Annotated in this window: 22 protein-coding genes; 11 read left to right on the forward strand and 11 right to left on the reverse strand. The window is 65.7% G+C overall.

What is annotated here, in order from left to right; all coding sequences use genetic code 11:
- Positions 1 to 124: 124 nt before the first annotated feature.
- Entirely contained in the window at positions 125 to 1612 is a 1488-nt protein-coding gene (arcD, locus tag BTO02_RS28700; RefSeq protein WP_075160458.1) for an arginine-ornithine antiporter, read from the reverse strand.
- A gap of 187 nt (positions 1613 to 1799) precedes the next feature.
- Positions 1800 to 4715: an AMP-binding protein gene (locus tag BTO02_RS28705; protein ID WP_075160459.1), complete on the reverse strand. Its 2916-nt coding sequence runs from the start codon at positions 4713 to 4715 to the stop codon at positions 1800 to 1802.
- Between the two features lie 286 nt (positions 4716 to 5001).
- Between BTO02_RS28705 and BTO02_RS28710 the strand changes: the two genes are divergently transcribed.
- Entirely contained in the window at positions 5002 to 5322 is a 321-nt protein-coding gene (locus BTO02_RS28710; RefSeq protein WP_075160460.1) for a hypothetical protein, read from the forward strand.
- Between the two features lie 162 nt (positions 5323 to 5484).
- Here BTO02_RS28710 and BTO02_RS28715 read toward each other — a convergent pair whose 3' ends face one another.
- The 6 genes from BTO02_RS28715 to BTO02_RS28740 form a co-directional block, all read right to left on the reverse strand.
- Positions 5485 to 5856: a DUF3564 domain-containing protein gene (locus BTO02_RS28715; protein ID WP_075160461.1), complete on the reverse strand. Its 372-nt coding sequence runs from the start codon at positions 5854 to 5856 to the stop codon at positions 5485 to 5487.
- A 65-nt stretch (positions 5857 to 5921) separates the two neighbouring features.
- Positions 5922 to 6269: a c-type cytochrome gene (locus tag BTO02_RS28720; protein WP_075160462.1), complete on the reverse strand. Its 348-nt coding sequence runs from the start codon at positions 6267 to 6269 to the stop codon at positions 5922 to 5924.
- Between the two features lie 119 nt (positions 6270 to 6388).
- A complete protein-coding gene (gene fnr, locus BTO02_RS28725) occupies positions 6389 to 7180 on the reverse strand; it encodes a fumarate/nitrate reduction transcriptional regulator Fnr (protein ID WP_075160463.1) in 792 nt (263 codons plus the stop codon).
- A gap of 13 nt (positions 7181 to 7193) precedes the next feature.
- Positions 7194 to 7604, reverse strand: coding sequence for a response regulator (locus BTO02_RS28730; protein WP_075160464.1), 411 nt, complete (start codon positions 7602 to 7604; stop codon positions 7194 to 7196).
- A gap of 142 nt (positions 7605 to 7746) precedes the next feature.
- The gene (locus tag BTO02_RS28735) at positions 7747 to 8394 is read right to left on the reverse strand and encodes a response regulator (protein ID WP_075160465.1); all 648 of its coding nucleotides are present in this window, start codon (positions 8392 to 8394) and stop codon (positions 7747 to 7749) included.
- Positions 8391 to 10517, reverse strand: a complete 2127-nt coding sequence (locus tag BTO02_RS28740) for a PAS domain S-box protein (protein WP_232243572.1) — start codon at positions 10515 to 10517, stop codon at positions 8391 to 8393. Before BTO02_RS28740 ends, BTO02_RS28735 begins: the two co-directional genes overlap by 4 nt.
- 461 nt (positions 10518 to 10978) lie before the next feature.
- Between BTO02_RS28740 and BTO02_RS28745 the strand changes: the two genes are divergently transcribed.
- The gene (locus tag BTO02_RS28745; protein WP_075161479.1) at positions 10979 to 11437 is read left to right on the forward strand and encodes a universal stress protein; all 459 of its coding nucleotides are present in this window, start codon (positions 10979 to 10981) and stop codon (positions 11435 to 11437) included.
- A 2-nt stretch (positions 11438 to 11439) separates the two neighbouring features.
- Here BTO02_RS28745 and BTO02_RS28750 read toward each other — a convergent pair whose 3' ends face one another.
- The 3 genes from BTO02_RS28750 to BTO02_RS28760 are packed head-to-tail and all read right to left on the reverse strand — an operon-like array spanning position 11440 to position 13663.
- Positions 11440 to 12267: a universal stress protein gene (locus tag BTO02_RS28750; protein WP_075160466.1), complete on the reverse strand. Its 828-nt coding sequence runs from the start codon at positions 12265 to 12267 to the stop codon at positions 11440 to 11442.
- Complete coding sequence (locus tag BTO02_RS28755) at positions 12264 to 12773, reverse strand: universal stress protein (RefSeq protein WP_075160467.1); 510 nt, start codon at positions 12771 to 12773, stop codon at positions 12264 to 12266. The genes BTO02_RS28750 and BTO02_RS28755 overlap by 4 nt, the downstream gene beginning before the upstream one ends.
- 50 nt (positions 12774 to 12823) lie before the next feature.
- Positions 12824 to 13663 carry a universal stress protein gene (locus tag BTO02_RS28760; protein WP_075160468.1) on the reverse strand — a complete coding sequence of 280 codons (840 nt, stop codon included), beginning with the start codon at positions 13661 to 13663 and terminating at the stop codon, positions 12824 to 12826.
- 255 nt (positions 13664 to 13918) lie between these two features.
- Here BTO02_RS28760 and BTO02_RS28765 point away from each other — a divergent pair, with 255 nt between their 5' ends.
- From BTO02_RS28765 to arcC, 9 genes are all read left to right on the forward strand, one after another.
- Positions 13919 to 14437, forward strand: a complete 519-nt coding sequence (locus tag BTO02_RS28765; protein WP_075160469.1) for a hypothetical protein — start codon at positions 13919 to 13921, stop codon at positions 14435 to 14437.
- The gene (gene phbB / locus BTO02_RS28770; protein WP_075160470.1) at positions 14427 to 15173 is read left to right on the forward strand and encodes an acetoacetyl-CoA reductase; all 747 of its coding nucleotides are present in this window, start codon (positions 14427 to 14429) and stop codon (positions 15171 to 15173) included. The genes BTO02_RS28765 and phbB overlap by 11 nt, the downstream gene beginning before the upstream one ends.
- The gene (locus BTO02_RS28775) at positions 15170 to 17056 is read left to right on the forward strand and encodes an alpha/beta fold hydrolase (RefSeq protein ID WP_083615422.1); all 1887 of its coding nucleotides are present in this window, start codon (positions 15170 to 15172) and stop codon (positions 17054 to 17056) included. Before phbB ends, BTO02_RS28775 begins: the two co-directional genes overlap by 4 nt.
- Positions 17057 to 17243: 187 nt before the next feature.
- The gene (locus tag BTO02_RS28780) at positions 17244 to 18284 is read left to right on the forward strand and encodes a zinc-dependent alcohol dehydrogenase family protein (RefSeq protein ID WP_075160471.1); all 1041 of its coding nucleotides are present in this window, start codon (positions 17244 to 17246) and stop codon (positions 18282 to 18284) included.
- A 72-nt stretch (positions 18285 to 18356) separates the two neighbouring features.
- The gene (locus BTO02_RS28785) at positions 18357 to 18884 is read left to right on the forward strand and encodes a flavodoxin family protein (RefSeq protein ID WP_075160472.1); all 528 of its coding nucleotides are present in this window, start codon (positions 18357 to 18359) and stop codon (positions 18882 to 18884) included.
- Positions 18872 to 19366, forward strand: a complete 495-nt coding sequence (locus tag BTO02_RS28790) for a hypothetical protein (RefSeq protein ID WP_075160473.1) — start codon at positions 18872 to 18874, stop codon at positions 19364 to 19366. The genes BTO02_RS28785 and BTO02_RS28790 overlap by 13 nt, the downstream gene beginning before the upstream one ends.
- 224 nt (positions 19367 to 19590) lie before the next feature.
- Positions 19591 to 20844, forward strand: a complete 1254-nt coding sequence (arcA, locus tag BTO02_RS28795; RefSeq protein WP_075161481.1) for an arginine deiminase — start codon at positions 19591 to 19593, stop codon at positions 20842 to 20844.
- Positions 20845 to 20880: 36 nt separating this feature from the next.
- Positions 20881 to 21891 (forward strand): ornithine carbamoyltransferase, encoded by a 1011-nt coding sequence (locus BTO02_RS28800; RefSeq protein WP_075161482.1) that lies wholly within the window; start codon positions 20881 to 20883, stop codon positions 21889 to 21891.
- A 34-nt stretch (positions 21892 to 21925) separates the two neighbouring features.
- The gene (arcC, locus tag BTO02_RS28805; protein WP_198039345.1) at positions 21926 to 22867 is read left to right on the forward strand and encodes a carbamate kinase; all 942 of its coding nucleotides are present in this window, start codon (positions 21926 to 21928) and stop codon (positions 22865 to 22867) included.
- Positions 22868 to 23299 lie beyond the last annotated feature (432 nt).

A 23299-nucleotide genomic window follows, 5' to 3' on the forward strand; every position in this document is an offset into this window, starting at 1 on the left:
GGTTCCGCGTTCCGGTTCCGGTTTCTTCGAACGGCGTCAGCCTGAGTTCGATCGAAGACGGTGCCTCCCGAGGCACCGTCTTCGATTTGCAGCATTGCGGTTCGCAACTGCCGTTCGCTCGTTCCTAAAGCCCCAGATCGCCGGTCGCCAGCAGCGCGGCCGCGCAGACGGCGAGCGCAATCAGCCCGGCGAGTATCGCCATTTCGTAAGGCCGGAAGAGCCGCGCATGCTGTTCGCGGCGCGCCCAGCCATAGACGATCGCGCCCGGTGCGTACAGCAGCGCGCTCAGCAGCAGATACTTGAGCCCGGCCGCATACAGCAGCCAGCAGCAGTACAAGGCCGCGCCCGCGGCAATCAGCGTGTCGCGGTGCCGGGCCGATGCGTCGGCCGCGCCATAGCCTTCGCCGCGCCATGCGATCACGCACGCGTAGACGGCGGAAAACAGATACGGCACGAGGATCATCGACGTCGCGAGCGAGATCAGCGCGAGATACGTCGCATTCGAAAGCAGGGCGACGATGAGAAACAGCTGCACCAGCCCGTTCGTGACCCACAGCGCGCTGGCGGGCACGCCATGCGCGTTTTCGCGAGCGAGACGCCTGGGCATCACGCCTTCCGAGGCGGGCGTGAACAGCGTTTCCGCCGCGAGCAGCGTCCACGCGAGCAGCGCACCGCCTACCGACACGAGCAGACCGAGATTGATCAGTACAGCGCCCCACGTGCCGACTACCTTGGCCAGGACGCCCGCCATCGACGGATTTTTCATGGCGGCGAGTTCGGGCTGCCCGACCACGCCGAGCGACAGCAGCGATACGCCCATCAGCAGCGCCAGCACGACGACAAAGCCGAGCACGGTTGCGCGGCCGATGTCCTCGCGCGTTTTCGCGCGCGCGGAAAGCACGCTCGCGCCTTCGATGCCGATAAAAACCCAGACGGTGACGAGCATCGTGCTTTTCACCTGCTCGAGCACGCCGGGCAGTTTCGCGTTGCCCCAGAAGTCGGTGCGAAACTGCAAGCCGTGGAATGCCGCGGCGACCACCACGATAAAGAGCAGCAGCGGGACGATCTTGGCAGCCGTCGCGAGCCCGTTCAGGATCGCCGCGCTGCGGATGCCGCGCAGGATCATCGCGTGCATGATCCATAACGCGATCGACGCACCGGCAATCGCCGCCGGTGTGTTGCCCTCGCCGAAGATCGGGAAGAAGTAGCCGAGCGTGCCGAATACGATCACGAGATAGCCGACGTTGCCGATCCACGCGCTGACCCAGTAACCCCACGCGGAATTGAAGCCGACGAATTCGCCGGCGCTTGCGCGCGCGTAGGCATAAATGCCGTTGTCGAGCTGCGGCGCGCGCGTCGCGAGACGCTGATAGCAGAGCGCGAGCAACAGCATGCCGGCGCCGGTGATGAGCCAGCCGATCAGCACCGCGCCGGCGCCCGCGCCGGCCGCCATGTTCTGCGGCAACGAGAAAATGCCGCTGCCGATCATCGATCCGATGACGACAGCGCTCAGCAGCGAAAGAGGCAGTTTGTGCGGCGGGGCTGCGCTGCCCGCCGCTTGCGCCGGCGCGCTCGATGGCGGCTGGCCGAGATGCCCTGCGGGATTGCTCATGATGAAGCTCCCTGGTGGATGGAGTCTTCATTAGGTCATGCGATCCGGCCGGCGGTCTTGATACAGGTCATTGTCCGCGGTTGCGGCCCTCTGGCATGCAGTCGAAGCTGCACAAGCCTGTGCAGCGTTTTGAGCACCGCGTCGCTTGCAAGCGGCGTCGCGTTCACGCTCCCGACGCGGCGCGGTCCTACAGACCGTCGGTCATGACCGAACCGGGGATGCGCGAAGCGGTCGGCGCACTGAGGCGACCGGCCATATCGGGTTCGCCGCAGTGCGAGAGGATCGACGCGCGCGCGCGTTCGCGCAGACGCGCGGTCGAGGCGAAATCGGTGCCATCAGGCGCGATCGGCGGCAGCACGGTAACGGCAATCGCGCCTTGACGCGGAATCCACTCGCCGTCGCGCATCGCGAGGCGCGAACCGCGTAAGGCAATCGGCACGACCGGGTATCCGGTCACGCATGCGCAGCGGAAGGCGCCGAGATGGAACGCGCGCAAGCCCGCTTCATGCGTAAACGTCCCTTCAGGAAAGAACAGCAGACGTGCGCCGGCCTTCGCGTAGTCGATCAGGCGTGTTTCGTCGGCGAGGCTGCCGGCGTAGACGCCGCGCTCGACGAAACGCGCACCGATCGCGCGCAGCAGCGGACCGGCGAACGGCTTGCGCGACAGTTCGCGTTTGGTCACGAAGCCGACCGGCGACGGCAAGCTCGCCACCAGCGCGACGACGTCGAGATAACTCGTATGGTTCGATACGATCACCACCTGCGAGGCACGCAGCGCGTCGGGATCGCCTTCGACCGTGACGCGCAAGCCTGCCGCGCGCAGAAACAGGCGGCACCCGCGCGCGAGGATGCGCCAGTTGCGCGCCTCGTCGCGGCGAAACGCAATGCCGGCGAACACGCCCGTCGCAATCGCGGCGAAGGCGCTCCAGCAGACAGTCCCGCGTGCGACGTGCCGCACCTGGTCCATCGCGCGATGCGTGAGCGCCGCGCAACCGGGGCGTATCGCGTCGGCGAACTGCCGCCAGAACGCACGCGGCGCCAGCGCATGCGCACCGCTTTCGAAACGCTCGAGTGTCGCCGCGTGCCGGATCTTGCCGCCCGGCGTGCGGATGATGCTGCGCGGCCGCACCAGTGCCACCTGCTCCGCCGGCGCGCCGAACAGCGTGATAGCCGCCGCATTGATGCGCGCTTTCAGATGACTGCGCGCATCGGTGTCGATGGCGGGCAGCGTCGTTTCCGCGATGATGACGACGCGCTCGGTGCCGTTGCGTTTGTCGACGCCTGCGCAGACGGCGACGCCGCCATGCACGACGCCCGGTATGCGGCCGATCGTGTCTTCGAGTTCGTAGGGAAAGTAATGGCGCCCGCTGCGAATGATCATGTCCTTCACGCGTCCCGTCACGAACAGCTCGCCGTCGGCGACGTAACCGAGGTCGCCCGTATCGAGCCATCCGTCATCGAAAAGCGCCTCGGTCTGCGGCGCATTGCGCCAGTAGCCGCGCGTGGCCGACGTGCCGCGGAATTCGATCCTGCCGACGTGCCTTTGCGCAAGTTCCTCGCCATCGTTGCCGACGATGCGCAGTTCGGTTCCGTCGAGCGGAAACCCGCACCCGACCGTTTCGACGAAGTCGTCGCCATTCAATGCCGCTAACGCAAGCCCCGATTCGTGAAGCGCCGTGCGCACGATACGGTCGACGCGCAGGCCGCGCGAGGGCGGCGGAAACGTCAGGCCAAGCGTATTTTCCGCAAGTCCGTAGACGGGCGTGATTGCATTGGGCGCGAGTCCATAGGCGGCGAATTGCGCGGCGAACGCGCGCATCGTTTGCGGATTGACGGGTTCGGCGCCGCAAAAGGCAAAGCGCAGCGACGACAGATCCACCCCGTACAGATCGCGTTCGGCGAGGCGGTGTGCGCAACGCTCATACGCGAAGTTCGGTGCCGCCGTAATGCTGCCGCGATGGCGGCCGATCGCGCGCAACCAGTCGGCTGGCCGCGCGAGAAAGGCGAGCGGCGACATCACGACGAGCGGGAATCCGTAATAAAGCGGCGCGAGCCACGCGCCGATCAGTCCCATGTCGTGGTACAGCGGCAGCCAGCTGACGAGCACGTCCCGTTCGGTGACGCGCATCCGCTCGCCCATTGCGCGAATGTTCGCGAGCAGGTTCCGGTGGCTCAGGATCACGCCTTTCGGCGCGCCGGTGCTGCCCGACGTGTACTGGAACAACGCAATGTCGTCGGCGTGCGCTGCAAGCGGCGCCGGCATCGGCTGTGGCGCGATCTTTTGCGGCGTCAACACGTGGCGCAGCGTCGGCGCCTGAATCGCGAGCAGCCGGGCGATGAGGCTGACTTCGCCGGCGGCGATCAGCGCTTTTGCGCGAGCATTGGCGAGGATCGCGATATTGCGGCGCAGATGATCTTCGAGTTCGCTGCGATGGGCGGGCGGATAGAGCGGTACGGGAATCGCGTTGCAGAAGAGCAGGGCGGTAAAGCAGACGAAGTAGTCGAGCCCCGTCGGCAGCATCAGCGCGACGCTGTCGCCGGCCTCGATACCGAGCGCGCGCAAGCCGCCTGCGGCAAGCAAGGCCTGGCGGTACAGCGCGCCGATGCTGACCGGCGTTTCGCGGGCGGCTTCGTCGACGATCACGAGATGCGTACGGTCCGGATGACGCATGGCGTGCCATCGAATCACGTCGGACCACGTGGCAGCCGCGTGCGGCGCATCGATGCGTTCGTCCGCGAACGGGGCGAACGCCGCATCCGCCGGCGTGCTGACTGACGGAGGTGCCGACACCTCGGGCGCGCCGGCGAGCGCGCCAAGCACATCGGCTGGCGTTCTCGCCGAAGCGAATGCGTCGACCGGCAGATGCGTGCCGAAAGCCGCTTCGATCCGGGTCAGCAGTTCCGCGCGGACGAGGCTGTCGAAACCGAGATCCCGTTCGAACTGCGTGTCGAGCGTCACCTGAACGGGTGAGCCGTGCGGCGCCGCCGCATCGCCATTGGCCTCGCCTGCGCGCGATTCGTCGGCGAGCGTGCGGACGATGTCGAGCAGTGTTGTCCGTGCGTCCGCGGTCCGGGTCGAACGGGGCTCGTCGAGCGTGGTCATAGGTTCCTCCGCCATGGCTTGCCGGCAATGGATCGAACGCGGCCATGCCATGACTTGTGTCCACTGTGGCTCGCCTGCGCCAATGCGCCTATTCGACACGGTCTCCGCCGGCGGCCCTTGACGTACGTCAAGCGCGCCCGGATGTGTCGGCGCGTCGTCAGCCGATTGACACACGTCAAGGCCCGCGTCAACGATCGGACCATGATGAAACGCAGCAGATGCCCGCCAGGACGCCAGAACGGCGCCGATTGCGTGAATGGCAACGTGCTACGTTGGGAGGAGCATCATGGGCATCGGCATGCAGATCGTGTATCTCGGCTTTGCCGGCTCGCGTGAACTCGAGGGTGAAGCGGGGGCGCAGCTCGTGCGCCTCGAGCGCTACAGCAATCTGCTGTCGGGCTGCCATCTTGCGATCGAGGCATTGCGTGCGCGCAGCAGCCACCCGGTCTACGATGTGCGCCTCGATCTGCTGCTGCAAACATCGGGCTTCAAGCCGCTCGAGCACTGTTCCGATGAAGTTCCGCGCCTCGCGCTGCAGCGTGCGTTCGATCTGGCCGAGCGCGAACTTGCCACGCTCGCGGGGCGCGCGACGGCGCGCGCGCACTAGAATCCGCGCCCTGGAACCTGCGCGCTGGAATCCGTGCACCAGAACGCGCACTAGAATCCGATAGGCGCTTGCATGAGGCGGCGCTTCGCGCCGACGCCTCTTCGAAAAACGACGCGCCGATGGCAACCGCGGTTTTGCCGCCGGCGCTGCGGCAGAAGGACATTACATCTGGTCATCCGCGAATACGCCGTGCTCGGGCGCCGAACCGGTGCTGTCGAGGCATTGCACATGCCACCGTCCGACGATCGGCGCGTGATGGGCGTGGCGGTACCACAGCGCGCGGCCGCTTTCTCCTTCGAATGGTCCTTGCGCATCCGACAGATCGAGCTTTTCGAGCACGCATAGCGCGTGTCCCGTATGTTGCCCGTCGATGCGCGTATCGGAACCCGAGATTTCGAACTCGCCCCATTGCGGCAGATCGATGACGGCGTGGCCTTCGCGCGACCATTTGCGCGCCGCCAGGTCGAGCCACAGAAGGGCGTAGACCGAAGGGTCCGCGCAGTCGAAGGTGTCGAGATGTACGGTGATTCGCATGGCTCTTCCCGGTGTGGAGTGTCTTCCCGCAGCGGCAAAACGCAGATTCAGGCGCGGCCAGCAAGTCACTGGCTCATGACCCACTCGATAAGCGTATGCGCGTCCTGGGCGGACAGCGGCGGGCCGCCGCGCTCGGCGGAAACCGGCATCGGCATGTCGCCCCAATGCGCACGGCCGCCGGCACGCAGCTTCTGTTCGAGCATTCGGATCGCGTCAGGGTTGTCGCGATAGCGCTCGGCGATCTGATGAAACGCCGGTGCGAGAAAAGGGGCGTCCGACGTGTGGCAAAACATGCAGTGTTGCTGATCGACGAGCTCCGTGGGCTCGACGCGCTGCGCATGCGCCGTGCCGCATACGGCGAAGCCCGACACGGCGAGGCAGGCTGCGATCAGGCGCGAATGTAATGCTGGCATAGTCGTGGGCTCCTTTTCGCCACCACTTTAAAGAAAGCCGCCATAGCGCCGTTGACGCACATCAAGTGCCGATTGCAGGAGCGCAACGTCGGGAGAGCCCGCTTGGCGCAGGCATGTGCTCAAACGCGCGACAGTCCCTCGAGATCGACGATGCGAATCTGCCTGCCGCGCGTATCGACGAGCCGTTCGCGCTGGAACTTCGAGAACATGCGGCTGACCGTTTCGAGTTTCATGCCGAGATAACAGCCGATCTCTTCGCGTGTCATGCGCAGATTGAACTCGGACTGCGAATAGCCGAGCGCCTTGAAACGCTTCGACAGATTCAGCAGGAACGCTGCCACGCGCTGTTCCGCGGTCATCGTGCCGAGCAGCATCATCAGCGACGATTCGCGCACGATCTCGCCGCTCATCATCCGGTGCACGTGATGCTGCATCGCGCGTATTTCGCGGCAGACGGCTTCGAGCTGCATGAACGGAATCACGCAGACGACGCTGTCCTCGAGCGCGATCGCATCGCAATTGTGGCGACTCGTGCATACGCCATCGAGGCCGAGCGCTTCGCCCGCGATCTGGAAGCCCGTGACCTGTTCGCGACCGTCGCGATGCATGACGATGGTCTTGAACGAGCCGACGCGCACCGCGTAAATGCTCTGGAACGCGTCGCCGGCGCGGTACAGCGCCTCGCCGCGATGCACGGGGCGCGTCGTGCAGATCACCGCATCGAGTTGCGCGAGCTCCGCGGCGGAGAGGCCAGGAGGCATGCAGACCGAGCGCATCGAGCAGCCCGAGCAGCGCACGGCGCTCCGCTTGCCGGATTCGGCGCCCGGCGACGGATCGACCGGATGAATACGATGGAAGGCATGTGTCGGTCCGGCGGACGGCGCAGCCTGTTCGGCGAAGGCGAATGACATGATCGGCTCCTCGTTACTCAATGGCGCGCGAGCGGCGCGCTAACGAAAGGTCTCGGATGGTGTGGCACGCTGCGTCGAACTCGGCAGTCTTGTCGAAAAAGTAATGCGCACCGGCTTTGCTGCACGCGGCACGGAACGCCGGTCCCGAATGGTTCGTCAGCGCGATCATCACGATGTCGGGCAGACTTTTCGCGAGCGCTGAAATCAGTTCGATGCCGCTGCCTGCCGAAAGCCGCAGGTCGATGACCGCGACATCGGGACGGCACGCGCGAATCGCTTCGAGCGCCGTTTCGCTGTCTTCGGCTTCGCCGACAATCTGCACGCCGGCCAGCAGTTCGAGCAGTTGCGCGATATTGCGTCTGACGCTCGCCGCATCTTCGACGAGGAACACTTTGAGGGGGGCGCGGTGCACATCGGTATCCATGCACCGCAGTATCGTCGCTGCTATCTCAAAAAAGAATCGGCGACGGTGGAAGTTCGAGTAGGGCGCTGCGGTTTTGTGTAGGCGGTTTCCTACACGGAGGGAGTCGAAACGGAACAGCTGCGTGTGGAGCGGGTCTCGCGCGTCAGGCTTCGTCCTGGTCGTCGAACAGCTGATGGCGCATGGCGTAACGCACGAGCGCGGCTTCGTGCGGCATCTGCATCTTTTCGAGGATGCGCATTTTGTATGTGCTGATGGTCTTCGAACTCACGCACAGCGCCTGCGCGATTTCGGTAATCGTCTGCCCAGCGGCGATGCGCCGGAACACGTCGAATTCGCGATCGGACAGCCGTTGGTGCGGCAATGTGTCCGCCGGCTCGTTCAGGCTTTGCGCGAACCGCTCGGCCATCGCAAGGCTCACATAGACGCCGCCCGACGCGATTTTCGCCAAGGCGCCGACGAGTTCCGCACTGGCGCTTTCCTTCGTCAGGTAGCCGGACGCACCGGCCTTGAACGCGCGCACGGCGTATTGCTGTTCGGCATGCATCGTCAGCACGAGGATGCGCAGCTCCGGCTTTTCTTCCCTGATCTGCTTGATGAGCTCGAGGCCGTTGCGGCCCGGCATCGAGAGGTCGAGCACGAGAATCTGCGCCGGCGTCTTGCGGATCAGGGCGATGGTCGTGATGCTGTCGCATGCTTCGCCGGCGACCTCGAAGCCGCTTGCGCTCTGCAGGATGTGGCGCAATCCGTCGCGCACCATCGCGTGATCGTCGGCAATCAGAACCCGGGTCATAGGAGCGTCTCTTCCTGTTGTACGGCGCGTAACGGAAAGGAAACGGTAAGGATAAAGCCCTTGTCCTTCGCTGTCTCGATAGTAACCGTTCCGTCAAGCATGCGTGCGCGCTCGCGCACGCCGATGAGGCCGAAAGTCCTGCTCAGCTCCGCTTGCTGCTGCGTGCCGGGCCAGCGGGGCGGCTCGCCCGCGCCCCGCCCGTCGTCGATGACCTGCAGCGTGCAGAGGCCCTCGTCGGTCGCGAGGCGCAAGCGGACATTCGTCGCGTCGGCGTGGCGCGCGACGTTGTTCAGCGCTTCCTGAACGATGCGGAAAATCGCGGTGGCCGCCTCGCGCGTGAAATTCGTCTGCTCCGCGTGGATATGCTGCTCGACCGGGATGCCGTATCGCTGATTGAAGTCGCGCGCGAGCCAGTCGATCGCCGGCAGCAGGCCCAGGTCGTCGAGCATGACCGGGCGCAGGTCCGCGGCGATGCGGCGCAGCGATGCAACGGTGGAATCGATGAGCTTGCGCATGCCGGCAAGCAGCTGCAGCGCTTCGCCGGCGGCGGCCTGCGCGCCGGCCGGCTGGCCCGTTTGCGCGGGGGCGAGCGCCTGCTCGGCCGACGACAGATCCATTTTCAGCGCGCTCAGCTGTTGGCCAAGGTCGTCGTGGAGCTCGCGCGCAATGCGCATCTTTTCTTCTTCGCGCACCTGCTGGAGATTGGCGGACAGGTCGCGCAACTCCTCGCGCGACTGCTTGAGCGCGTTTTCGGCGTACACGCGTTCCGTGACGTCGCGCAAGACGACCGTGTAGAGCTTGCCCATCCGGTCGCGGACCTGCGAGATCGACGCCTCGAGCGGGAATTCTTCGCCGTTTGCGCGGATGCCGCTCAGCACGCGCTGCCGGCCCATTTGCCGTGTCGATACGCCGGTTACGCCGAACTGCTCGACATGGCCTGCGTGCGCCGCGCGGTAGCGTGCCGGAATGAAGCGATCGAGCGTCGTGCCGATCGCTTCCATGGCCGATACGCCAAACACGCGTTCCGCCATCGGGTTGAAGATGACGATGCGCTGCGTGTCGTCGATCGTGATGATCGCATCGGACGAGGCCTGCACGACGTTCATCATGCGGGCCTCGTTGAGCACGGCGTCGCCCACGCGCGCGGGACTGCTCGCATGCAACGAAATCCAGTAGCACGCGAGCGCCGCGAGCACGGTCGCGGCAAGTCCCGCGACAAGCACGATGGCGACCGGGCCGGCCGCGCCTGCGTCGGCCATGCCCGCGTCGGCGGAGAATGCGAGCGTCAGCATCGCGCCGCCGAATGAAACCGGTCTCGTCGCTGCGAATGCGCCGCGCGCGCCCGGCGCGTCTTCGTCGCCGCGTGCTGCGGAGTACACCGTCTGCGGCGGCGATCCGATCGCAAGCGACATGTCGAGGCCGCGTTCGGAAATGCCGGCGGGCTCGAACAGGCGGCCGGGATCGATCGATGCGAGCAGGAAGCCTGAGACAGTCGCTGCGGACGCTGCTGCCGGATCGCCGGCATGCTGCGTGCGAACCGGCAGCACGAGGAACAGCGCGTTGCCGCGCTCGCCTTGGTCAGCGCTGGCATACGGCGCAGCGGGCGCGGTCAGCACAACCTGTCCCGATTGCGCCGCGTCGCGCAGCGCGGCATGTACCGCGGGGTCGGCATAGGAGTTGCCTTCCGGCGGGCCGTCGGCGGGCGCGGACGACGCGGGGTCGCGCGGCGCCTGCGCATCGGCGATCGTGTCGGCGGGCACATATTCGAATGCGCGCACGGGCGTCGCCGCACGGCCGGGATCGAGCGTGTCGGCGAATTCGCGCGACACCTGCCGCGGGGCGCGCGGCGACGCTTCGACGACTTCGCGCGCCGTTGCGAGCCAGAGCGCGCTTGTCTGCAGTTCGTTGCGCACGGTCGTCGTGATGCGCTCGATGCGCCGCTCGAAGCGCGCCTGCGCCGACTGACGCAGTTCGTGCATGACGGCTCGCGCGACCGCGAAGGTTGCCATCAGACCGATCACGACGACGAGCGCGCAGACAATGGCCGGTTTCGCCAAGGGCCGTTCGCGTCTGACCCAGCGGCGCACTTTCATGGGCGAATTCCCCTGATTGTCCGTTGCCATCGACAACGCCTCCAATAGATGTGCCGACTCGATGGGCCAACCCGTGGCCCAACCCGTGGCCCAACCCGTGGCCCAAACAGCGGGCCAACCCGTGGGCTAACCCGCGAGCCAACCCGCGAGCTAACCCGCGAGCCAACCCGACTCACCAGGCCGACGTGCCGGCTCGCCGCGTCCATTGCGCACGGCAACGCTTGCGCCCGTGCATCGCGCTGCGCGGCATTGTCGCGCAGCGACTGCTACGCGTGATTGTGCACGCTTGTTCGCGACGCGCCAATTCGTGCCGTCCCCGAGCCTGCCGGCCTCCATGGCATCGCGTATTGCCCGTTTTTGCGGCCGGCCAGTCAACACGGCAAGCGTTGATCGGCATCAAGGGCGCACGCCGCGGCGCCGTCAAACTGGCCACACGGCATCGCGAGGACGAGGCCGCGACGCACAGCGGGCTTATGCCCGACGGAGGAGCCATGTACAAGAGGATATTGCTCGCGCTCGACGCCAGCCGGTGTTCGCGGCGCGCGCTCGACGAGGCCATTTCGCTCGCGCGCGTTTCGGGCGCGGTGGTCGAAGCGGTGAGCGTGGTGTCGCACGGCATGAAACTCGTCGATGTCGACTCGGGCTTCGTCGACGAATACCAGACGGAGACCGCTTCATACAAGCAGGCGTCGGTCGCGCTCGAGGAGGCGGCAGCGCGGTTTAGCCGCGAGGGCGTGACAGGAACGGTGCGCATGATCGATTCGTGCGGGGTGGAAGTGTCGAGCCTGATCGCGCTCGCGGCCGACGAGGCCGACGCCGAACTCATCGTGATGGGCACGCATGGCAGGCGCGGCGTGAAACGCCTGCTGCTCGGCAGTGTGGCCGAAGCCGTCGTGCGGACTGCGAACCAGCCCGTATTGCTCGTGCGCGCGCCGGCTGCGGCGGCCTGACGTCAATGCGACATCAGCACCGGCACCGTCATCGATTCGAGCACGGTCCGCGTCGAGCCGCCGAGCACGCGCTCCTGCGCGCGCGAGTGGCCGTACGCGCCCATCACGAGCAGATCCGCGTGCAGGTCGGCGACGCGGTTCAACAGCGTCGTGCCGGCGCTGATGGCCGCGATGTGCGGCGTCGTCGAGAACGATGCCTGTATCTGGTGGCGTTCGAGAAAAGCGGCGACGTCGATGGGGGGCAGTCGGCCGTCGTCGCGCTGGCGGCCGACCGTTTCGATCGTCACGAAACGCGCGCGCCGGATCAGCGGCAGCGCGTCGGTCAGGGCGCGGGCCGCTTCGCGGCTTGCGTCCCATGCGATCACGACGTTTTCGCCGAGGGTCTTCACCTGACCCGCGTACGGCAGGATCAGCGCGGGCCGTCCTGACGTCATCAGCACGTCTTCGATGAAATGGCGCGCGATGTAGTTCGACGGTTCGTGCGGGTCCAACTGGCCGAGCACGATCAGATCGGCGTGGCGCGCACTGAGCACGGCGGCCGCGACTGCCGGACCGGGCGGCGCGCGCCATTCGAAGCTGCACGCCGCGCGTTGCGCGGCGTCGATGAAGGCCGCTTGCGCCTGCTCGCGGCGCTCGGCATATTGCGTCTCGAGCATATCGAGCCGCACGCTGTCGCTCGGGCGGCACAGCGGCTGGAAGATCTCCCTGCATACGGTGTAAAGCCCGATCAGGTGCGCGTTGTACCGGCGGGCGAGATCGAGCGCGACCGTGGTGCGCGCCGTGCAGTGCGGGCTGTCGTCGAGGTGTACGAGCAAGGTCTTGTAGCTCATGACAGTTCCTTTTCGTTTTCGGCGCCGTGGCGCGCCGGTTCGTTCGCGTCCGGCACGCCCGCCTGCGCTGGAATCAGCAGCACCGGGCAGGTCGCGTTGCGCAGCACGCGCTCGGCCACGCTGCCCAGCACGAGCCGCCGGAAACCGCGCCTGCCGTGCGTGCCCATCACGATCAGATCGGCGCCGCACTCGATGGCCGTGCGCTGGATGCGATACGCGACGTCTTCGGCCGGCGCAGTCGCTTCCACCACGCGCGCACGGCCCTTGACGCCGGCTTTCTCCATCCGGCCGCGCGCCACGTCGATCACGCGCTTGCCTTCCTCGCAGTACGCATCGCGCACGACGACGGGGTCGAAGCCGGGCGTATCGAATGCGATCAGCGGCACATCGATCACGTAGACAGGGTGCAGCAATGCGTGGCTTTCCTGCGCAAGCCGCAACGCGAAACCGAGCGCGCGCATCGACGTCTCGCTGCCGTCGAGCGCAACCAGGATATTCGAATACATGAGGCTTCCTCCTCTGTGGAACGCGCGGCGCCGGCCTGGCGCGCCGCTTTTTATCTCGACATCAGCACCGGCAGCGTCATCGATCGGAGGACGGTGCGCGTGACGCCGCCCATCACGGCCTCCTGCCAGCGCGCGTGTCCGTACGCGCCCATCACGAGCAGGTCGCAGCCGCGATCGTGTGCGCAGGACAGCAGCGCGTCGCCGGCGCGCGCGCCGGTCGGCGCCTCGAGTTCGAGCACGTCGACCACCGCGTCATGACGCGCGAGCGTGAGCGCGATATCGGCGCCCGGGATGCGATCGCCCGGCAATTCGTCGGCCGCGCCGTGCACGGTGACCACGGTGTTCTGCTTCGCACGCGCGAGAAACGGCACGGCGTCGAAGGCGGCGCGAGCCGCTTCGCGACCGCCGTTCCAGGCGATCAGAATCCGGCTGCCGATGCTCGGGAATACGCCCGCGTAGGGCACGAGCAATACAGGCCGCCCTGCGGTCATCACGAGGTGTTCGGCGAAGTGATCGTCGATGTACGACTCCGGATCGTTCGGGTCGCTCTGCCCGGCGATCACGAGATCGGCCAGACGTGCGTACTGCGCGACCGCCTGGTTGCCGTGTTCGCGGGCGGCGAGGAAATGGCCGGTGACCTTCGCGCGCACGCATTCCGCGTAAAAAAGCCGTTGCACGGCGCCACGCCGCTCTTCGCGCGCGCGCAGATGGTCGGAGTAGTACTGCGCCGTGCCCGCCATCACGAAGAAGGCGCGCGGGTCGGGCGTGAAGATCGCGTGCAATCCCGTGATCTGTGCGCCGAATTGCTTCGCGATGCGCAGCGCCACGTCGAGCCGTGGCGCACTGCGTTCGCTGTTGTCCAGATGGACGAGGATGCTTCGATAGCTCATCGCGTGTGCTCCGTTGCATGGGCGCGAGGCCCGGGACCGAATTCAGTCTAAGTGGCCCTGCAACGGTCGCGTTGATGCAGATCAACCTGAATTCCAGCATGCGAGACGCGGCCGCACCGGCTTTGATTGACCCATGTCAACGGCCTGCGCGACACGCGGATTAGAGTCGATGCACAGCGATGCGGACACGGCTGCGACGTGCCCCATCGGCGCACGCGCCCGTTTCTCGGGTGCTCACTACGGACTGGAGGCACGATGATCGACGTCTCGAAAGCGTGGTTCGACGAATGCCGCGCCGCAATGGCGACGGTGTTCGAACTGGCGGCGCTCGCACAAGGCTGGCGCAACGATCTGCATGAGCTCGAAGGCAAACGGATCGCGCGCGACCATGCGGCCGCGCGGCGCATGCAGGAAGCGTCGCGCGCCGTCGACTGGCACGCGTTTTCCGCCGACGCGCAATCCGCGTTGCGCGACTATCTGAGCGCCACTGCGCAGATCTGGCAGGACGGCATCCGGATCGCGGGCGGCAATCAGGGGGCGCTCGCGAGCGCACTCGAACGCGCGAGCGGCAATGGCTTTGCCGCGTCGACGGGATGGTGGCGCGGCCTGCCCGCGTTCGACGCTTCCGCTCAGCCCGCGCGCGAATGGATGTCGATTTTCGAGCGGATGATGGCCGGCACGGGGGCGCCCGCGGGATTCGCCGCCAACCTCGCCGAGGCAGCGCCCGACGCGAGTCAGAGGCGCGCCGCACGAGGAGAACGGCATGTCGGATAAGCGAGTGGCTTTCGTGACGGGAGGCATGGGCGGCCTTGGCTCGGCAATCAGCCGCCGTCTGCATCAGGCCGGCGTGATCGTGGCCATGTCTCATTCGCCCGGCAACGATCACGTTGCGACGTGGCTCATGCACGAGCGCGACGCCGGCCGCGAATTCCGCGCATTCGAAGCCGACGTGAGCGACTTCGACTCGTGTGAAGCCTGCGCGCGCCGGGTGCTGGACGAACTGGGACGTGTCGATATCCTCATCAACAACGCCGGCGTGACGCGCGATGCGACATTCGCAAAGATGTCGAAGCCCGATTGGGACCGCGTCATGCGCACCGATCTCGACGGCATCTTCAACATGACGAAGCCGTTGCTCGCGGGGATGCTCGCGCGCGGCTTCGGCCGCATCGTCAATATCGGCTCGGTGAACGGCGTGCGCGGCGCCTACGGCCAGGCGAACTATTCGGCGGCCAAGGCCGGCGTGCACGGTTTCACCAAGGCGCTTGCGCTCGAAGTCGCGAAGCATGGCGTCACGGTGAATACGGTGGCGCCCGGTTATCTGGCCACGGCGATGGTCGAAGCCGTGCCGCACGAGGTGATGGAAAGCCGCATCCTGCCGCAGATTCCGGTCGGCAGGCTGGGACGGCCCGATGAAATCGCGGCGCTGATCGCGTTTCTGTGTTCGGACGAGGCGGCATTCATCACCGGCGCCGAAATCGACATCAACGGCGGCATGCATATGCGATGAGCGATATCACTCGAACGCAGGCAGAAGAGACCGGCGCCGCGCCGCAATCGGCACCGCCAACGCAAACGCAACCGCCATCTCTGCGCGGCGTGCCCGGCGCGGCGGCGCTCGACGCGCAAGGCGCCCGTGACCGCCTGCGCGAACACCGCCGGCAGCCCAAACCGTCGATGGCGAAACAGCACGACTGTGCAGCCGTGCTGTCCGCGCATAGCGATCCGCTCGATCAGGCGGCGCAGGCCGCGCTTGCCGTGCTGACGGGCGGTCTTTCGCCGGCCTCGATGACGCTCGCCTTTCTCGACTGGGTCATGCACAGCGCGATGGCGCCCGGCAAATGGCTCGACCTGTCGCTGCAGTTATCCGACGCGTGGTCCGCGGCCGTGCCCGGCTACGCGCATCACGCCGCCGATGTCGCCGACCCGCGATTCTCGAACGCGGGCTGGGCACACTGGCCGTACTGCCTGTTTCGCGACGGCTTCCTGCGCGCGCAGCGCTGGTGGCACGAAGCGACGACCGGCGTGCCCGGGGTGAGCCGGCATCACGAAGACATCGTGAATTTCAGTGCGCGTCAGTGGCTCGACGCCTGCTCGCCGAGCAACATCGCGATGCTCAATCCGGCCGTGCTCGAAACGGCCGTACGCACCGGCGGCAGCAATTTCGCGGCCGGCGCGCGCAACTGGATCGAAGATTTCGCGGATATCGCGCGCGCCTTGCGCGGCGAGCGGGTCGCGCGCCAGTCCGACTACCGCCCGGGCCATGAGCTTGCGATCACACCGGGGAAAGTCGTCTGGCGCAACGCGCTTTGCGAACTGCTGCAGTACACGCCGACGTCGAAGCGCGTTGCCCGGGAGCCGATCTTCATCGTGCCGTCGTGGATCATGAAGTACTACATTCTCGATCTGCAGCCGCACAATTCGCTGATCCGTTTTCTGGTAGACGCGGGCTTTACCGTATTCACGGTGTCGTGGCGCAATCCGGATGCATCCGACCGCGACCTCGCCCTCAACGACTATCTGACGCTTGGCATACTCGAACCGCTCGCACAGGTGCGCGCGCGTTGCGAAGGCGAGCCCGTGCACGCGGTCGGCTATTGCCTTGGCGGCACGCTGCTCGCGATTGCCGCGGCAGCGCTCGCGCGCGACGGCGCAAGCGCTGCACTGCGGTCGATCACGTTGCTTGCCGCGCAAACCGACTTCAGCGCGCCCGGCGAACTGGGACTGTTCATCGACGCGAGCGAGCTCGCCGCGCTCGATGCGCTGATGTGGCGGCAGGGCTATCTCGACGGCTCGCAAATGGCTGCGGCGTTCCAGTTGCTCAATGCGCGCGATCTGATCTGGTCGCGCATGATGAGCGAGTATCTGCTCGGCCGCCGCTCGAAGCCGAACGATCTCATGGCGTGGAACGCCGACGCGACGCGCATGCCGTACCGCATGCACATCGAGTATCTGAACGGGCTGCTGCTCAACAACGATCTCGCGGAAGGGCGCTATTGCGTCGACGGCCGGCCGGTCGCGCTGTCCGATATCGAGACGCCGGCGTTCATCGTCGGCACCGAACGCGACCACGTTTCGCCGTGGCGCTCGGTGTACAAGCTGCACCTGCTTACGCATAACGAAATGACTTTCCTGCTGACGGCCGGCGGCCATAACGCGGGCATCGTTTCGGAGCCCGGCCACGCGGGCCGCTATTACCGCTGCGCGATTCGCGAACCGGACGCGCCGTATCGCAGCCGGCACGACTTCTTCGAAGACACGCCGCCGGTCGACGGATCGTGGTGGCCGCGCTGGGCCGCGTGGCTGCAGGCGCATTCGAGCGGCGCCGTCGACGCGCGCCAGATCGACGGCGCACTGGCCGATGCGCCCGGTTCCTATGTGCTCGAGCCGTGAGCCGTCAGCCGTCAGCCGTCAGCCGCGCAGCGCGCCGTGTCGTCTGTCGTGTCGTGATTTCCCCGCGCGGTTCGCCATGCACTTGATCGACGTCAAGCGCCCGCCTGCTGCTGCCTCGTAGATTGACGACATACGTTTATGCGACGTGCAGCAGGCAACCGATACGCCATCCACGGAGGACTCATCCATGAAAGCAGTCGTTTATCACGGCCCGGGCAAGAAGTCGCTCGACGAACGGCCGATGCCCGAGCTTGCCGGTGCAACCGACGCGATCGTCAAGGTAACGCGCACGACGATCTGCGGCACCGACCTGCATATCCTGAAGGGCGACGTGCCGAGCTGCGAGCCGGGGCGGATTCTCGGCCACGAGGGCGTCGGCATCGTGCACAGCGTCGGCCAGGCGGTATCGGGGCTCGCCGTCGGCGACCATGTACTGATTTCGTGCATCTCGTCATGCGGCCAGTGCGAGTACTGCCGCCGCGGCATGTACTCGCATTGCACGACCGGCGGGTGGATTCTCGGCAACCGGATCGACGGCACGCAAGCCGAATATGTGCGCATTCCGCACGCGCAAACGAGCCTGTACCGCATTCCGGCCGGGCTCGACGAGGAGGCGCTCGTCATGCTGTCCGACATTTTGCCGACCGGCTTCGAGTGCGGCGTGCTCAACGGCAAGGTCGAACCGGGCAGCACCGTCGCGATCGTCGGTGCGGGCCCGATCGGACTCGCGGCGCTGCTGACCGCGCAGTTCTATTCGCCCGCGCAGATCGTCATGATCGACCAGGACCCGAACCGCCTCGAGATCGCGCAGCAATTCGGTGCGACCGCCTGCGTCGATGCGCGCGGCGGCGACGCCGTCGCGCAGGTCATGAAGCTGACCGGTTCGGTCGGGGTCGATTGCGCGATCGAGGCGGTCGGCGTGCCGGCGACGTTCGAACTCTGCGAGGCGCTGGTCGCGCCGGGCGGCGTGATCGCGAACGTCGGCGTGCATGGCGTGAAGGCCGATCTGCATCTCGAGAAGCTGTGGGACCGGAATATTTCGATCACGACGCGCCTCGTCGATACGGTCAGTACGCCGATGCTGCTGAAGACGGTGCGTGCAGGGCGGCTCGATCCCCGCAAGCTGATTACGCACCGGTTCGCATTGAGCCGCGCGATGGATGCGTACGAGACCTTCAGCCATGCGGCCGACTCGCACGCACTAAAGGTGCTGATCGAAGTGGACTAGGTGCGCATGCGGCCGCTCGCCGTGCAGGAGGGAGCGGCCGGATGGCGGCGATGATTGGAAGGAGAACTGGCCATGCAGGATCGTCCTCGAATACTGGTCGTCTGCTTTTCCCGGAGCGGCACGACACAGCGCCTCGCCGATATGCTCGCGGCGACATTGCCGGCCGATTGCGAAACCTTGTATGAACGCGAAGGCCCGCGCTGGCGAAGCGGCACGCGCGGCTATGCGCGCTCGATCGTCGATGTGATTGCGCATCGTCGCGCCAATCTGCGGCCGACGATGCACGACCCCTCGCACTATGACATCGTTGTGGTCGGCACGCCGGTCTGGGCCAGTTGCGCATCGACGCCGGTCGCGACGTGGCTGGCCGCGCACCACAGGCAATTCCGGCACGTGGCATTTTTTTGCAGCCTCGGCGGCCGCGGCAGCGAAAAGGCATTCGAACAGATGCATGCGAGCGTCGGCTTGTCGCCGCTCGCGACGTGCGCGGTGACCGGCGCCGATTTGCGCGCGGGGCGCGAGCATGCGCTGGTCAATGAATTCGCGCACAAGATCCGGCACCGTCTCGCAACGCTGGAGACGATTGAATGGACGATGTAGGCGAGCGGATCCTGCGCGCCGGCCTCGCGATTGCGTGCGGCGCTGCGGTGGCCGGCTGTGCAATCACGAGCTGGCAGGATCCGTATGGGCACGGCCACGACGACCGCGGCTCGGCGTTCGAAAAAAGCGAAGCCGGGCTTGCGATGGCGCGTGAACGCGCGTCCATCACATGTCGTGCGCCGGACGTGTGCGACGCGATCTGGCAGCGCACGCGCGCCTATGTTGCCGAGCATTCGCCGACGCGCATCCGTCGCGCCGATGCGGGCGCGATCGAAACCGAGCGGCCGCACGAGTTCGGCGTCGCCTACTTCTGGGCCGAACGCATCGCCTGCGAGGACGGATCGACGCGTATCCGGCTCAAGGGCTTGTGCCGCGGCATGTACGACAGCGTGGGCGGCCCCGGATGGACCTATAGGCAGTGCGCGCCGCAGATCGAGCAAGCGCAGACCGCGTTTGCGCGGGCTGTCGCGCCGCCGGGATGACGCGCGCAGCGTCCCCTGGGCCCGGCGAGGCCTTCATTCGGGCTCGATGCGCATTGAAGCATGCGCACTGAAGCAATCGCCGGAACGCTGACGCAACGTCAGCGCCTCTTTTGATCCATGTCATGGCGTCGGCGATCGAGGCTGCGAAACTGCAGCACATGATCGCGGCATTCGCGCTTTGCACGGTGTTTTCGCCGCCCCGATCGAAACGTAGGAGAAATGCGATGAATACCGAAGTCGGCAAGCTCGGCGCGTGGTCCGAGGTAGGCAAACTGCGCAAGGTCATGGTTTCTTCGCCGGGGCTCGCGCATCAGCGCCTGACGCCGGGCAACTGCGACGAGCTGTTGTTCGACGACGTCATGTGGGTCAGCCAGGCCAAGCGCGACCATTTCGATTTCGTCACGAAGATGCGCGAGCGCGGCGTCGAAGTGCTCGATGTGCACAATCTGCTGACGCAGACGCTCGGCAATCCCGAAGCGCGCAACTGGATACTCGACCGCAAGATCAGCGACAACAGCGTCGGCGTCGGCCTCAGTAACGAAGTACGTGCATGGATGAACGAACTGGAGCCGCGCCGGCTTGCCGAATTTCTGATCGGCGGCGTATCGATCGACGACATCCCGGGCAGCGACGCGCCGGTTCTGAAGCTTTATCGCGAATACGTCGGTTACTCGAGCTTCCTGCTGCCGCCATTGCCGAACATGATGTTTACGCGCGACACGACATGCTGGATCTACGGCGGCGTCACGCTCAATCCGATGTATTGGCCGGCGCGCAGACAGGAGACGCTGCTCGCCGCGGCCATCTACAAATTTCATCCGGCCTTCGCAGGCGCCGACTTCGATGTCTGGTGGGGCGACCCCGATATCGATCATGGCGCGGCGACGCTCGAAGGCGGCGACGTCATGCCGATCGGCAAAGGCATCGTGCTGATCGGCATGGGCGAGCGCACCTCGCGTCAGGCGATCGGACAGGTCGCGCGGGCGCTGTTTGCAAAGGGCGCCGCGCAGCAGGTGCTGGTGGCCGGGCTGCCGAAATCGCGCGCGGCGATGCACCTCGATACGGTCTTCAGCTTCTGCGACCGCGATCTCGTCACGATCTTCCCCGAGGTGGTCAGGCAAATCGTCACCTTTTCGGTTAGACCCGACGAGAAAAGCGCTTACGGCATAAGCGTTCACCGCGAAGACAAGCCGTTCGTCCAGGCGGTGGGCGATGCGCTCGGCCTGAAGGAGTTGCGCGTCGTCGAAACGGGCGGCAACCGGTTTGCCGCGGAGCGGGAGCAGTGGGACGACGGCAACAACATGGTTTGCGTCGAACCGGGCGTCGTGATCGGCTATGACCGCAATACCTTCACCAACACGTTGTTGCGCAAGGCCGGCATCGAAGTGATCACGATCACGGCGAGCGAGCTGGGCCGCGGACGCGGCGGTGGCCACTGCATGACCTGCCCGGTGATGCGCGACGCGGTCGACTATTGAGCGACTGCGAAACATGGGAAACGACGGAGACGAATGATGGCTTTCAATCTGCGAAATCGAAGCCTGTTGAGCCTGATGCACCATAGCACCCGCGATCTGCGCTATCTGCTCGACCTGTCGCGCGATCTGAAGCGCGCGAAGTACGCGGGTACCGAGCAGCAACACCTGCTTCGCAAGGACATTGCGCTGATTTTCGAAAAGACGTCGACGCGCACGCGTTGTGCGTTCGAAGTGGCGGCGCACGACCAGGGCGCGCACGTGACCTATATCGATCCCGCTTCGTCGCAGATCGGTCATAAGGAAAGCATGAAGGACACGGCGCGCGTACTCGGCCGCATGTACGACGCGATCGAGTATCGGGGCTTCAGTCAGGACGTCGTGGAAGAGCTGGCGCGCTATGCAGGCGTGCCTGTTTTCAACGGCCTGACCGACGAATACCATCCGACCCAGATGCTCGCCGATGTACTGACCATGAGCGAACACTCGGATAAGCCGCTTCACGACATCAGCTATGCGTATCTTGGCGATGCGCGCAACAACATGGGCAACTCGCTGCTGCTGATCGGCGCGAAGCTCGGCATGGACGTGCGCATCGGCGCGCCGCGCTCGCTCTGGCCCAACGCCGCGCATATCGAGGCTTGCGAACGCTTCGCGAGGGAAAGCGGCGCGCGCATGAAGCTGACCGAAGATCCGAAAGAAGCGGTGAGCCAGGTGGACTTCATTCATACCGATGTCTGGGTATCGATGGGCGAGCCCGTCGAAACGTGGGACGAACGCATCAAGGAACTGCTGCCGTATCAGGTGAACCGTCAACTGATCGAGGCGACCGGCAACCCGAGAACGAAGTTCATGCACTGTCTGCCCGCGTTTCACAACTGCGAAACGAAGGTCGGCCGGCAGATCGCCGAACGCTATCCGCATCTGGCCAACGGTATCGAAGTGACCGAGGACGTGTTCGAGTCCGACTTCAATATCGCGTTCGAGCAGGCGGAAAACCGGATGCATACGATCAAGGCGATTCTCGTCGCGACGCTGGCCGATCTCTGATCGAGCGGCTCGGCTCGTGGAATGAAAGGGGAATATCGTGCGCATTGTCATTGCTTTGGGCGGAAACGCGCTTCTGCAACGCGGTCAGCCGATGACCGAGAGCCAGCAACGCGAAAACGTCCGGACTGCCGCCGCGCAGATCGCTCAAGTGGCAAAGGGAAACGAGCTTGTCATTGCGCACGGCAACGGTCCGCAGGTCGGTCTGCTGGCGCTGCAAAGCGCGGCCTACAAGGACGTCGCGCCGTATCCGCTCGACGTGCTTGGCGCGCAGACCGAGGGCATGATCGGCTATCTGATCGAGCAGGAACTGGGCAACCTGCTGCCCTTCGAGGTGCCGTTCGCGACGATTCTGACGCAGGTCGAAGTCGATCCGGCGGACCCGGCATTCAGCCATCCGACCAAGCCGATCGGGCCGGTCTACACAAAGGACGAAGCCCAGCGGCTCGCTCGCGAGAAGGGCTGGAGCATCGCGCCGGACGGCGACAAATATCGCCGTGTGGTGGCCAGTCCGAAGCCGCAGCGAATCTTCGAAATCAGGCCCGTCAAATGGCTGCTCGAAAAAGGCACGATCGTGATCTGCGCCGGCGGCGGCGGCATCCCGACCTGCTACGGGGAAGACCACAAGCTGCGGGGCGTCGAGGCGGTGATCGATAAGGACCTGTGCTCCGCATTGCTCGCGCAGGAACTCGACGCGGATCTGCTCGTCATTGCGACCGACGTCGACGCGGCCTATGTCGAGTGGGGCACGCCGTCGCAAAAGGCGATTTCCTACGCGCATCCCGACGAACTCGAAAAGCTCGGCTTCGCAGCGGGATCGATGGGACCGAAAATCGCAGCGGCAATCGAGTTCGCGCGCAAGACCGGCAAAGACGCGGTGATCGGCGCGTTGCCCGACATCGTCGCGATCGTCGGGCGCGCGGCCGGGACGCGCATCGGCGTGCGCGAGCATGGAATACGGTTCTATGCGCCCGCGTAACGCGGTGCCGATTCCGGGTGCGTAGGGTGCGCGGCGTGCGTCGGGGCTGCCGCTGCAGGGCTTCGCCGCGCTACCTCCGCCTGCCCGCGCTCATGCGACCCTGCCAGCGAAAGCGATATCCGCTGCCCGCTATAGGGCGACAGTGCATGCCGCAATACGGCCTGAAGAATGTCGGCCCGGACGGACTCGAAAGCCAGTCGAATCTGTTCTTCATCGGCTGCATCGGCGTCGGGCGCTTCCGCCATGACCTGATATGGAACCGCGAACGCGCGATATCCCCAACCGAAACCGTATGCCGTAAACCACACGATAGACCCGTGAAGTACGGGGGACGTAATCCAGACCGATGGCTGACTCATGGCGATCACCTCGCACAAACGCGTACCGATACCCACAGGGAATCGTCGCATACGCACGTCAAAGAATAGGGTC

Source organism: Paraburkholderia sp. SOS3, assembly GCF_001922345.1.
Classification (GTDB): Bacteria; Pseudomonadota; Gammaproteobacteria; order Burkholderiales; family Burkholderiaceae; genus Paraburkholderia.